General features: G+C 66.2%; 12 protein-coding genes. 9 read left to right on the top strand and 3 right to left on the bottom strand.

What is annotated here, in order from left to right:
- Nucleotide 1: 1 nt before the first annotated feature.
- Both FOS14_RS05985 and acs read right to left on the bottom strand, forming a co-directional pair.
- Complete coding sequence (locus tag FOS14_RS05985) at nt 2-466, bottom strand: phage holin family protein (RefSeq protein WP_255450137.1); 465 nt, start codon at nt 464-466, stop codon at nt 2-4.
- A gap of 242 nt (nt 467-708) precedes the next feature.
- Complete coding sequence (gene acs, locus FOS14_RS05980; protein WP_143769385.1) at nt 709-2679, bottom strand: acetate--CoA ligase; 1971 nt, start codon at nt 2677-2679, stop codon at nt 709-711.
- A gap of 176 nt (nt 2680-2855) precedes the next feature.
- Between acs and FOS14_RS05975 the strand changes: the two genes are divergently transcribed.
- Nucleotides 2856-3605, top strand: a complete 750-nt coding sequence (locus FOS14_RS05975; RefSeq protein WP_143769384.1) for an oxidoreductase — start codon at nt 2856-2858, stop codon at nt 3603-3605.
- 392 nt (nt 3606-3997) lie between these two features.
- Here FOS14_RS05975 and FOS14_RS05970 read toward each other — a convergent pair whose 3' ends face one another.
- A complete protein-coding gene (locus FOS14_RS05970) occupies nt 3998-4855 on the bottom strand; it encodes an HAD family phosphatase (RefSeq protein ID WP_143769383.1) in 858 nt (285 codons plus the stop codon).
- Nucleotides 4856-5168: 313 nt separating this feature from the next.
- Between FOS14_RS05970 and ssd the strand changes: the two genes are divergently transcribed.
- The 8 genes from ssd to FOS14_RS05930 all read left to right on the top strand — a co-directional run bounded on the left by ssd (nt 5169) and on the right by FOS14_RS05930 (nt 11906).
- Nucleotides 5169-6266 (top strand): septum site-determining protein Ssd, encoded by a 1098-nt coding sequence (gene ssd / locus FOS14_RS05965; RefSeq protein WP_143769382.1) that lies wholly within the window; start codon nt 5169-5171, stop codon nt 6264-6266.
- Nucleotides 6254-7432 (top strand): TadA family conjugal transfer-associated ATPase, encoded by a 1179-nt coding sequence (locus FOS14_RS05960; protein WP_143769381.1) that lies wholly within the window; start codon nt 6254-6256, stop codon nt 7430-7432. The genes ssd and FOS14_RS05960 overlap by 13 nt, the downstream gene beginning before the upstream one ends.
- Nucleotides 7433-7672: 240 nt before the next feature.
- A complete protein-coding gene (locus FOS14_RS05955) occupies nt 7673-8359 on the top strand; it encodes a type II secretion system F family protein (protein WP_370512181.1) in 687 nt (228 codons plus the stop codon).
- Nucleotides 8356-8931: a type II secretion system F family protein gene (locus FOS14_RS05950; RefSeq protein WP_143769379.1), complete on the top strand. Its 576-nt coding sequence runs from the start codon at nt 8356-8358 to the stop codon at nt 8929-8931. The genes FOS14_RS05955 and FOS14_RS05950 overlap by 4 nt, the downstream gene beginning before the upstream one ends.
- Nucleotides 8932-8979: 48 nt before the next feature.
- Nucleotides 8980-9180, top strand: coding sequence for a DUF4244 domain-containing protein (locus tag FOS14_RS05945; RefSeq protein WP_143769378.1), 201 nt, complete (start codon nt 8980-8982; stop codon nt 9178-9180).
- A 29-nt stretch (nt 9181-9209) separates the two neighbouring features.
- Nucleotides 9210-9527, top strand: a complete 318-nt coding sequence (locus FOS14_RS05940) for a TadE family type IV pilus minor pilin (RefSeq protein WP_255450102.1) — start codon at nt 9210-9212, stop codon at nt 9525-9527.
- Nucleotides 9524-9877 (top strand): Rv3654c family TadE-like protein, encoded by a 354-nt coding sequence (locus FOS14_RS05935; protein ID WP_143769377.1) that lies wholly within the window; start codon nt 9524-9526, stop codon nt 9875-9877. The genes FOS14_RS05940 and FOS14_RS05935 overlap by 4 nt, the downstream gene beginning before the upstream one ends.
- A 121-nt stretch (nt 9878-9998) precedes the next feature.
- Nucleotides 9999-11906, top strand: a complete 1908-nt coding sequence (locus tag FOS14_RS05930) for an amino acid transporter (RefSeq protein WP_143769614.1) — start codon at nt 9999-10001, stop codon at nt 11904-11906.
- The last annotated feature ends 25 nt before the right edge of the window (nt 11907-11931 follow it).

The raw sequence follows: 11931 nt of genomic DNA, 5'->3' as shown, positions 1-11931 counted from the left end.
GCTAGCGCTCGATGGCGTCATGGGCATGCCGGCCCGACAGCTCCGCTGCGCCGTTGCCGCCGCCCGGCAGCACGGACTTGGCCTGCTTGAGCGAATCGATGGTCTTGGCCGGTGCCCGCAGCTTGCGCACCCGCAGGTAGCCGAGCAGGGCAAACAGGATGGTGACGCCCACCATGATCAGGAAGACGATGAGGAACGCCAGCCAGCGTGGCAGCCACACGTCGAGCAATTCCGCAATGAAGAAGAAAAAGAAGAACGAGCTGAACAGCAACACCGTCAGAGCGAGGATGAAGAAAATGCTGCCCTGCACGCCCTTCTTGACCTCGCCGGTGATCTCGGCCTTGGCGAGCTCGACCTCGGCGCGAAACAGCGTCGACATCTGGGTGGTGGCGTCTTTGACAAGGGTGCCGATGCTGGCGGTGCCGGGAGCATGAACATCGACGTCGGTCAGCGGAATCGACGTGATCGTGCGACCGCTGCCGTTGTCCGGGGCGGCGTGTCGGCCGCCTGCGCGGTTTGCGCCGTTGTTGCGAATGCTCACTTGCCAGACCCTCCGGTAGCTCGATTCCTGCCCTTGCCGTCCGGCGCGACGATATCGCGTCGGACCGTTCCTGTTAGCGGGTAGCCCTGCGCTGCTCGTGTACGCGGTTGCGTCGCAACAGTAACGCCGATCCGACCGGCCACGCGACTAAAGACGCAATCACGGCCTCACTTCGCCGCGCTGATGGCTTCGAACACCTTCGGGTCGACCAGTGTGGAGGTGTCGCCGAGTTCGCGGCCCTCGGCCACATCGCGCAGCAATCGGCGCATGATCTTGCCGCTGCGGGTCTTGGGCAGTTCGGGCACGATGTGGATTTCACGGGGTTTCGCGATCGGGCTGATGTCGCGTGAGACGTGCGCCTTCAGCTCGTTGACGAGGCTGTCGGCGGCCTCACCCGCGCTGGACTTGAGGATGACAAAAGCGACGATGCCCTGCCCGGTGGTTTCGTCGCTGGCACCGACCACGGCGGCTTCGGCGACCTTGTGGTGCCCGACAAGCGCGGACTCCACCTCGGACGTCGAAATCCGGTGACCGGACACGTTCATCACGTCATCGACGCGGCCGAGCACCCACATGTCGCCGTCTTCGTCGTAGCGGGCGCCGTCGCCGGCGAAGTACCAGCCTTGGGCCGAGTACTTGTCCCAGTACGTTTCCTTGTAGCGCTGCGGGTTGCCCCAAATGCCGCGCAGCATCGCCGGCCAGGGCTCGTCGAGCACCAGGTAGCCGTTCGCTTCGGTACCGCCGCGCTCGAACTCGTTGCCCTCCTCGTCGACGATCTTGGCCGAAATGCCGGGCAGCGCAGCCATCGCCGCGCCCGGCTTGGCGGCGGTGACCCCGGGCAGCGGCGACATCATGATGGCGCCGGTCTCGGTCTGCCACCACGTGTCCACGATCGGCGCGGAATCGGCGCCGATGTGCTTGCGGTACCAGCGCCACGCCTCCGGATTGATCGGCTCCCCGACGCTGCCGAGCACCCGAATCGAGGACAGGTCGTGCGAGGCAGGGATCTGATGTCCCCACTTCATGAACGTGCGTACCAGAGTCGGCGCGGTGTAGTAGATGCTGACCTTGTACTTCTCGATGATGTTCCAATGCCGGTGCTCGTCGGGGAAGTTCGGAGTCCCCTCGTACACCACCTGCGTCGCCCGATTGGCCAACGGGCCGTAGACGATGTAGGAATGCCCGGTCACCCAGCCGATGTCCGCGGTGCACCAGTAGACGTCCACCCCGGGCTTGTGGTCGAAGACGTAGTGGTGGGTGTAGGCGGTCTGGGTCAGGTATCCACCAGAGGTGTGCACGATCCCCTTGGGCTTACCCGTCGTGCCCGACGTGTACAGGATGAACAGCGGATGCTCAGCGTCAAAACCGGTGCAGGAGTGCTCATCTGACGCCTTGGCCACCGTGTCGTGCCACCACAGGTCGCGGCCGTCGGTCCACGGGACGTCGTTGCCGCAGCGCCGCACCACCATCACGTGCTCGACGCTGTGACCCGGCTGCGACAGTGCCTCGTCGACACCGTCCTTGAGCGGCGCGGCCTTGCCGCGGCGCCACTGGCCGTCGGTGGTGATGACCAGCTTGGCGTTCGCGTCATCGACGCGCTGGCGCAGCGCGGCCGGTGAGAAGCCGGCGAAAACGACGCTATGGGTCAGCCCGAGCCGGGCGCAGGCGAGCATCGCGACGATCGCTTCGGGCACCATCGGCATATAGATAGCCACCCGGTCACCGCTGCGCAGTCCGAGTTCGGTGAGGTAGTTGGCCGCCTGGCACACCTCGGCACGCAACTGGGCGTAGGTGATTTCGCGCGAGTCGCCCGGCTCGCCTTCCCAGTAGATGGCTATCTGGTCACCGTGGCCCTCCTCGACATGCCGGTCGACGCAGTTGTAGGCGACATTGAGTTCACCGTCCACAAACCACTTCGCCACGTAATCGCTGTCGGGCGCGTTGCCCGGCCAGTCCAGCACCGAACTCCACGGCTTGCTCCAGTGCAACCGGGAAGCCTGCTCAGCCCAGAACCCCAACCGGTCGGCATTGGCCTGCTCGTACAACTCCTCGCCGGCGTTCGCGGTCGCCGCAAAATCGGCGCTCGGCGGGTAAGTGGCGGGCATGTTGTCGGCGGGTTCGGTGCTGGTGCCGGTCATCGCTAGTGGCCTCTTCCGTGCTGGTGCTCGGGCAAGTTTTGGGCAGGTCTATCGGTGAGATCCTCGCGATTGCGAGGGTAGCCGATGTGATCGTGGTCGCAGGTGGGTTGCATGGGGGTTGCATTCCGCCAGGTCACTGCGGTCGACGGTCGGTGCGGTTGGGTACGTTTTCCGTTGTGAGTGACCCATTGCAGCCGATCGTCGAACTGCCCGGTGTCGCCGAAGCCGCCGAACGCGCTCGCGAGGCGCTGGCACTGGTGCACCGGCACAAAGCCAATCGGCGCGGCTGGCCGGTGACGGCGGCCGAGGCGGCCGTCCGGGCGGCGCGGGCGTCGGCGGCGCTTTCCGGCGGCAGCACCGAGTTGCCCAGTGATGGTCGGGTCAGCGATCCGATCCTGGCGGGCGCGCTTCGCGTCGGGCAAGCGCTGGATGGTGACGCGCTGACCAACATGGTGGGCACCTGGCGGCGGGCGCCGCTGCAGGCGTTGGCGCGGCTGCATCTGCTTGCGGCGGCCGATCTGGTTTCCGATCAGTCCGAATTGGGCCGACCCCGCAGCGAATCCGGGATCGGGCCGCGTCTGGACCTGCTGGCTCAAATAGTGACCGGCGGATCGGCCGCCCCCGCACCGGTCGTGGCGGCTGTGGTGCACGGCGAAATTCTGGCGCTGCAGCCGTTCGGGCAGGCCGACGGTGTGGTGGCGCGGGCCGCATCCAGATTGGTAGCGGTCGCCAGCGGACTCGATGTGCACAATCTCGGTGTTCCCGAGGTGGGGTGGCTGGGGAACCGAGAGCGCTACGCCGCCGCGGCCGCCGGATTTGCCGATGGATCTGCGAATGCGCTGGGCGAATGGGTGATCTTGTGCTGCAGGGCATTCGAATCCGGCGCGCGCGAGGCGACATCCATCGCAGACTCGGCCGGTGGGTGAATCAGCCTGCGGCACAGTCAAACTGCCGTGAACATGCGAAGCGGGCGGCGCTGCCGACTGATCGACTTCGCCGCCCGCTAGCACGGACTACCTGGTTACCAAGCGTGCAAAGTGGGTTGTGTGACTGGCCTCGGCGTGGGGTTCGGATCTCGGTGGGTCATCCCCGCGACCTGCGCGAGGCCCTCACCAACGAACATCCGAATCACGCAGGCCCACAACACTTTTGCCCTTATAGTGGCTTATGCTTCGCGTGGGTGCCTGGTGCCCGTGCTGGGAATCCCGGTCGGGAGATCGTCCCTTCTCTTCCGGTGGCGATCCTGGCCTTCCGTTCATCCGTAAGTCATTTTTACCCCGTGACTCGGCCCACATCAAGAGGAACGTTTGTTCGTAGTTCAGCGTTTTCGCCGAAGCAGTCCATAGGTGAGCGCACCCGCCGCGAGCGCGCTCAGGCCCACGGCAGCGGTGGCGGCGACAGTCGTGGACGAGGGCGCCGGGAGGCGGGCGCGCAGCGAAACCGGATTTGAGAACGTCAGGACCGGCCACCCGTTCGCGATGGCTTCCCGGCGCAGCGCGCGATCCGGATTAACTGCGGTCGGGTGGCCGACAGCGTTGAGCATCGGCACGTCGGTAATGGAGTCCGAATAGGCAAAGCATTCCGCTAGGTCGTAGCCTTCCCGGTCGGCGAGATCTAGCATGGCGGCGACCTTTCCCTCGCCGTAGCAGTAGAAGTCGATCTCGCCGGTGTATTTGCCGTCGGCGACCGACATCCGCGTTGCCGCCGTGTGGGTGGCGCCCAACGCCTCGGCGATCGGTTCCACGACCTCCTCGCCGGAAGCGGACACGATCACCACGTCGTGGCCGCGAATCTGGTGATCGGCGATCAGGTCGGCGGCCTCGGCGTAGATCAGCGGGTCCACGACATCGTGCAGGGCCTCGGCAACGATGGACCGCACCTGCTCGACGTCCCAGCCGGTGCACATGCTGGCCAAGTAAGCGCGCATGCGCTCCATCTGATCGTGGTCGGCGCCGGAAAGCAGCAACAGGAACTGGGCATAGCTGCTTTGGAGCACGGTGCGCCGGGTGATCAGGCCTTGGTCGAAGAACTGCTTGCTGAAGGCGAGCGCACTCGACTTGGCGATGACCGTCTTGTCGAGGTCGAAGAACGCTGCGATTCGCCTCGGCTTACTGGGCGGTGGACTGCTCGGATGCTGGGCTGCGGTCGATTCCGGCACGACTGCCAGGATAGGCATCGTCGCTGCACCAAGCCCTGCACGGATGGAAAAAAACACCGCGGCACGCCAAATGTTGAACTTGCAAACATCAGATCGTCCAGGTGTACTATTGAGCACACCTGGACGAGATCCAGGCGCGTTCAGCCCGACCCCCCGGGGCTGAACCCGACGGCCCCAGCCTCCTCCCCCCTGGCTGGGGCCGTTCTCTATGTGTGCTGATTTTTGCCGATAACTGGTACTGCCGTCCAGGAATCCATCCACAGCCGCGAAGTTGTCCACATTTATTGGTGCCCGCCGAAATCTGCTCCTGAACGGCGGCAGTCTGGCACGTATGGACAACGACCCGACCTCCGCTTCCGCGCTCAGCGTTATCAGTAGTTCCGTACTGGCAGAGGATGTTCGACGTGCCGCGGCGGCCGCCGACTGTCGGCTCGAGGAGCCGAATGGGCGAGTGGACCGGCTGACCTGGAATCGCTCGCCGTTGATTGTTCTCGACGCCGATGCGGCCAAGGGCTGCATCGACGCCGGCCAACCTCGGCGGCCGGGAGTCGTGCTGGTCTGTTCCGGCCCGGCCGACGTATCGGTGTGGCAGATCGCGACCTCCGTCGGCGCGACAGCAGTGCTCGAAATGCCCGAACAGGAAGTGGCCCTCGTCCAGGTTCTCAGCGCTGCACCGGAATCCAGCGCGGGCGACGGCTTCGCGGTGGCGGTCACCGGCGGGCGGGGCGGCGCGGGAAGCTCGGTTTTCGCGGCGGCGTTGGCGTTGGCTGCGGATGCGCGTGCGAGCCGTCAACGGATCCTGCTGCTCGATGGTGACCGAAACGGCGGCGGAATCGACCTACTGCTCGGACTGGAAGACCGTCCGGGCCCGCGGTGGCCGGGCCTCGTCCTCGAAGGTGGTCGAGTCACTTCCAGTGCGCTACATGCGGTGTTGCCTCGATGCGGACGCGCGCTCTCGGTCCTGGCGTGCGCGCGCACCGGATCCGTGACGCAACCGACTCCGGAGGCCGCGCAGGCGGTGCTCGACGCCGGACATGTCGCGGGCGATTTCATGGTGTGCGATGTGCCCCGCCACGGCGACAAGTCCGCGCGAGCGATCGCCGAAGCGGCCGACCTCGCCGTGATTGTCGTGCCGGCCGAGCTTCGTGCCGTTGCTGCTGCACAGGCCACGGCGGCGTGGGTCCGCGAGGCCAGCGCGAATGCCGGAGTGGTGGTCCGCGGTCCGTCCCCCGGCGGGCTGGGTGCGCAGGCCGTGGCCGAGACTTTGCGGCTGCCGATGCTCGCTGCGATGCGCCCACAGCCGGGGCTGGCGACCGCGCTCGATAGCGGCGGTCTGCGGATCCGAACCCGGTCGCCACTGTGGCGTGCCGCCGAGCGGGTGCTCGACCTCATCGAGAGTCGGACGACCAATAAGGCATGGGCCGCATGAAAAGCACCATCGTGACCGCGGAATTGCTCGATCGAGTCCGGAATCGGTTGGCACAGGACGCGACTGAACCGAGTTTCGCATCGGTGGCGGCGGCCATCCGTGCGGAAGCCGGTGGAGTGCTTGGGGACACTGACCTCTTGCGCGCCTTGCGGTTACTGCAAACGGAATTGACCGGTGCCGGCCCACTGGAGACACTACTCGCAGACCCAGCCGTGTCCGATGTCCTGGTTAACGCGCCCGATCAAGTCTGGGTGGATGCCGGCGCCGGATTAGAGCGCGCCGCAGTGACTTTCACCGACGAGGCGGCGGTGCGCCGCCTGGCGCAGCGACTCGCGCTGACAGCAGGGCGACGCCTCGACGACGCGCAGCCCTGGGTCGACGGTCAGCTGGCCAACGCTGGCAACGGGATTGGGGTGCGCCTACACGCGGTGCTGGCGCCCGTCGCGCATGGCGGCACGTGTTTGTCGTTGCGCGTGCTGCGGCCTGCGACGCTCGGATTGGACCAGCTGATCGCGGCGGGCTCGATTAACGCCGAAGCGGCCGAACTCGTGCGACGAATCGTGCAGTGCCGATTGGCGTTTCTGGTCACGGGCGGAACCGGCGCGGGAAAGACGACGGTGCTCGGTGCGCTGTTGGCCGAGGTGGATCCGGCTGAGCGCATCGTGTGCGTGGAGGATGCGCCCGAGTTGGCGCCGACGCATCAACACGTCGTTCGGTTGGTCGCGCGTGGGGCAAACGTCGAGCGGGTCGGCGAGATCACCCTGCGCGATCTGGTTCGGCAGGCGCTTCGAATGCGTCCGGACCGCATCGTGGTCGGCGAGGTCCGCGGCCCGGAGGTCGTGGACATGCTGACGGCACTCAACACCGGCCACGACGGCGGGGCCGGAACCGTGCACGCCAATTCGCCCGGCGAAGTGCCTGCACGGTTGGAAGCGCTTGCGGCGCTGGGCGGGATGGATCGAGCCGCGCTGCACAGCCAATTGGCCGCGGCAGTGCAGGTGATCCTGCACGTTGTTCGCCGTCGGGACGGCACTCGGCAGCTGACGCAGATCGGGGTCTTGCAGCGCAAGAAGGACGGGACCGTGGTGGTCGTATCGGCATGGCGCGCTGATGGTGGGGAGTGCTGTGGGACGGCGAGGCTGAAGCAGTTACTGGAGGCACGATGAACGAGAATCGTGCGTTCATCGGTGCCGACCGGGTGCGGGTGTCCCGCAAGACACTGGAGGCACGATGAACGAGAATCGTGCGTTCATCGGTGCCGACCGGGTGCGGGTGTCCCGCAAGACACTGGAGGCACGATGAGCTGGTCACTTTGCGTATTAGCCGCCGCGCTCGCAATCCTCCCCGCAGGTTCCGCTCGCAAGCGCTTCAGAACAATATTTCCGCGGCCACCCCGCAAGATCTGGATGCCGCGGCGCGACGCTGGGGCGTGCGGAGTCATTGCCTGTGCGGCCCTTGCGCTCTGGCAGGGCACATGGACGGCGGCTGCGCTTGCTGCGGTGCTGCTGACTGCCCGACTTCGACTACGCCGGATGCGTCAAGATCGCATTCAAGCCCGAGCGCGCCGCGAACTCAGCGACGGGATCGAGATCATCGTCGCGGAACTGCGGGTGGGAGCGCATCCAGCCGTCGCCTGCTCGACGGCCGCGGCGGAATGTAGCGGCCAAACTGCGCAAGTACTCGCAGCTGCGGGCGCGCGCAGCAAGCTGGGCGGTCACGGCGCGGATGCGCTGGTCCAAAACCCGCACGGCCCGGTCAACACTGAATTGAGCGCCATCGCCAATGCCTGGCGGCTGGCCGAAACGCATGGGCTCGCACTGGCTGACCTACTCGACGCGGCCCGCGCGGACCTGTCCGCGCGCGTGCGATTCCGCTCTCGGGTGGAGTCCGGTCTGGCCGGCGCACGTGCCACTGCCACTGTGCTCGCTGGGCTTCCGGCGCTCGGCGTGGCACTCGGGCAACTCATGGGCGCAGCGCCGTTGGCGGTGCTGTTCGGCGGCGGAATCGGTGCCGTCCTGCTCTTTGCCGGAACCGCGCTCGCCTGCATCGGGTTGTTGTGGACGGACCAGCTGATCAAGCGGGTCGTGCAGTGACCGGGCTCGCGGCTGTGCTGCTCGCTGCGGCACTCGTGGCCGTTCCGCTGTCCAACCCGCTGGCCCGGATAGCAGGCGACACCTCGGTGAGCGAATCGACCTCAGGATCGGTGAAGGCGTCGCCGGGCCCGCTGGCGGTTGCCAGCGCATTCGATCTGCTCGCGGCCTGCCTGCACGCCGGGCTTCCAATGGCGAAAGCCGCTGTGGCCGTCGCGGATTCGGCACCTCACCCGCTAGCGACCTTGCTGTGCCGGGCCGGTGACATGCTCGCTCTCGGCGCCGAACCCGTTGCCGCATGGGGAGAATCGAATGACGACCCCGCGTTGGCATCGCTGGCCCGTTTGGCTCGCCGGTCGGCATTGTCGGGCGCGGCGTTGGCGTCCGCACTGCACGAGCTCGCCGTTAGCCAGCGTGCGTTGGCCGAAGACGAAGCGGTGTCGCGGGCGGAACGCGCCGGCGTTCTCGTCAGTGGTCCGCTCGGGCTGTGTTTTCTGCCCGCATTCGTCTGCCTGGGAATCGTTCCCGTGGTGGTAGGCCTCGCTGGTGGTTTGCTCCACGGCGGGCTGCTGTGAACGTCCGACGCGGAGGAGCCGCGTCGGCAAACGAAAGGAGAATCGTACGTGGAGACTCGATTTCGCACGCTGACAGCGAGGTTGTGGCTGGCGACGGTCGCCGACGAAGGTATGTCGACGGCCGAGTACGCAATCGGCACAATCGCGGCTGCCGCTTTCGGAGCCGTTCTTTATACGGTCGTCACCGGCGACTCGATAGTCGGAGCGTTGACCCGGATCATCGACAAGGCGCTGAATACGTCTGTGTAGCAAGCGGTCTGGTCGAGGAGACCGGCGCGGTGACGGTGGAGGCCGCCATAGCGCTCACGTCAATAGTTGTCGTGGTGGTGTTCTGCGTGGCCGCTGTGCTTGCGGTGACGACGCACATCCGTTGTGTCGACGCCGCCCGCGAGGCGGCGCGGCTCGCGGCGCGTGGCGCGGGCTCCGACGCCACTGCCGCCGTCGGGTCGGTTGGTCCGCGGGGTGCGCGGGTCACCGTGCGTACGGAGGGCAACACGGTCGTTGCGACAGTTCGCATGTCGTTGCCGCTGTTGCCGGGGTTGGAGATCGGAGCGCAGGCGGTGTCGGCTCTGGAACCGGAGGCTGATCCGTCGTGAAAGGCCGTGACGACGCCGGGTTCGCAACGGTTTTCGCGGCGCTCGCCATGCTGGGACTGCTTGCGGTGACCGTCTTGGTCGTCCAGTTCGGCGCCGTGGTGGCGGCTCGGCATCGGGCACAATCCGCGGCCGACCTTGCCGCACTCGCGGCGGCAGGTGCGCTCGTGGACGGAACGGCCGATGCTTGCAGACGCGCTACCGCGATTGCCGACCGCATGGGAGTGCACACTCGCAGCTGCGTGGTCGCGGACTGGGACGCCGTCGTCACTGTCGATACCGCTGTCGCATTTGCGGCATTCGGTACCCGGCAGGTACAGGCAGTCGCTCGCGCTGGGCCGGTCTCGGAGTAGTCTTGCGCGCCCCGAAACAACGCCACGCTGATGTGGCTGGTGGCAGTATCAGCCATCTGAGGCACCGAGGAAACGAGGGTTTGTGGCGATAGCTACCCAAACCAGGGCGATACGGACCTGGATGTTCGCCGACGTCGCCGAGGAGCCGGCGCGGCACCAGGGGCCGTACCGGGTTGCCAAGAAGGCGGAGCACAAGCACCCGTGGTGGAAGGTGATGTGTCTGACGGGTGTCGATTACTTCTCCACGCTGGGTTACCAGCCGGGGATAGCAGCGCTGGCTGCTGGCGTGCTTTCGCCGATGGCGACGCTCGTGCTCGTGGCGCTGACCCTGCTCGGCGCGCTCCCGGTGTATCGACGGGTGGCGCGGGAAAGCCCGCACGGTGAGGGATCGATCGCCATGCTGGCGCGGTTGCTTCCGCGTTGGAGCGGCAAGCTGTTCGTGCTCGTGTTGCTCGGCTTCGCGGCCACGGACTTCATCATCACGATGACGCTGTCCGCGGCCGATGGCGCGGCTCACTTGATCGAGAACCCCTTCGCGCCGGCGGCGCTGCACGACCGCAACCTGATAGTGACGCTCGTCCTCCTCGGTCTGCTGGCCGCTGTGTTCCTGCGCGGGTTCACCGAGGCGATCGGCATTGCCGTGGCCCTTGTCGGCGCGTTCCTCGTGCTGAACTTCGTGGTGGTCGTCGTCGGCTTGCAGCATGTGCTGACCCACCCGCACCTCGTGGGCGACTGGGGTCATGCGATGACTGCCCAGCATGGCAGTCCATGGATGATGATCGCCATCTCGTTGCTGGTGTTCCCGAAGCTCGCGCTCGGCCTGTCCGGGTTCGAGACCGGCGTAGCGGTGATGCCGCAGATCAATGGCGCTGAGGGGGATTCCGAGTCGCGTCCCACGGGCCGAATCCATGGCGCGCGCAAGTTGCTCACCACCTCAGCGCTCATCATGAGCGCGTTCTTGATTGTCACCAGTTTCATCACGATCGTGCTGATCCCGGAGAAGGCATTCCAGTCCGGTGGTCCGGCAAACGGCCGCGCGCTGGCCTACCTCGCCCACGAATATCTCGGCAATGCCTTCGGCACCGTCTACGACGTCAGCACCATCGCGATCTTGTGGTTCGCGGGAGCATCGGCCATGGCCGGACTGCTGAATCTGGTGCCGCGCTACCTGCCGCGATACGGGATGGCGCCGGAGTGGGCGCGATACGTGCGACCGCTCGTGCTGGTCTTTTCGGCCATCGCCTTCGGGATCACCTGGTACTTCAACGCCGATGTGGACTCGCAGGGAGCGGCCTACGCGACCGGAGTCCTGGTACTGATCACCTCTGCCGCTATTGCGGTGATGCTCTCAGCGGCCCGGCACCGCCAGCGCTCGCGCGCTGTGCTTTTCGGTGTGGTTGCCGCAATTTTCGTGTACACCACTGTCGCCAACATCATCGAGCGACCCGAGGGCGTGCAGGTCGCGGCGTTCTTCATCGTCTCGATCCTCACGGTGTCCTTCGTTTCCCGCCTTGCCCGCGCATTCGAATTGCGGGCAATCGAAATCGATTTTGACGAGCGGGCCGCCGCCTTCATCGACGATGCGGCGGGTTCGGGAACCATTCGAATCGTCACGCACGATGATGCGGTGCAGACCGCGGTCGAGTACCGCGCCAAGGACCGCATCCAGCGGTTGGAGAGCCATATCCCCGACGGCGACCCGATCCTGTTTCTCGAAGTGCACATCCTCGACGCCTCCGAATTCAGCACGGCCATGCACGTTCGTGGCTGCGAGGATCACGGCTACCGCATCTTGCGGGTCGACAGTGCGGCCATCCCCAACTGCATCGCCGCGATTCTGTTGGCCATTCGAGACCGCACCGGCGTGATCCCGCACGTGTATTTCGAATGGACCGAAGGCAATCCGGTGGTGAATCTGCTGCGCTTCCTGTTCATCGGCGAGGGTGAAGTGGCGCCGGTGACCCGCGAGGTGCTGCGCCGCGCCGAGCCGGAGGTGGCGCGGCGGCCGCATGTCCATGTGGACAGTTGAGGTCTGCGCTCATCGAACGGCGCTA

The sequence above is a fragment of the Skermania sp. ID1734 genome (assembly GCF_007489285.1).
Lineage (GTDB): Bacteria > Actinomycetota > Actinomycetes > Mycobacteriales > Mycobacteriaceae > ID1734.
Note: the sequence above shows the minus strand (reverse complement) of the source record. Positions and strands in the feature narration are given on the sequence as shown.

What these genes read in the sequence shown, in the direction of transcription:
- acs (WP_143769385.1), bottom strand. Translation starts at nt 2,679, where the DNA reads ATGACCGGCACCAGCACCGAACCCGCCGACAACATGCCCGCCACTTAC.
- FOS14_RS05970 (WP_143769383.1), bottom strand. Translation starts at nt 4,855, where the DNA reads ATGCCTATCCTGGCAGTCGTGCCGGAATCGACCGCAGCCCAGCATCCG.
- ssd (WP_143769382.1), top strand. Translation starts at nt 5,169, where the DNA reads ATGGACAACGACCCGACCTCCGCTTCCGCGCTCAGCGTTATCAGTAGT.
- FOS14_RS05960 (WP_143769381.1), top strand. Translation starts at nt 6,254, where the DNA reads ATGGGCCGCATGAAAAGCACCATCGTGACCGCGGAATTGCTCGATCGA.
- FOS14_RS05955 (WP_370512181.1), top strand. Translation starts at nt 7,673, where the DNA reads ATGCCGCGGCGCGACGCTGGGGCGTGCGGAGTCATTGCCTGTGCGGCC.
- FOS14_RS05930 (WP_143769614.1), top strand. Translation starts at nt 9,999, where the DNA reads ATGTTCGCCGACGTCGCCGAGGAGCCGGCGCGGCACCAGGGGCCGTAC.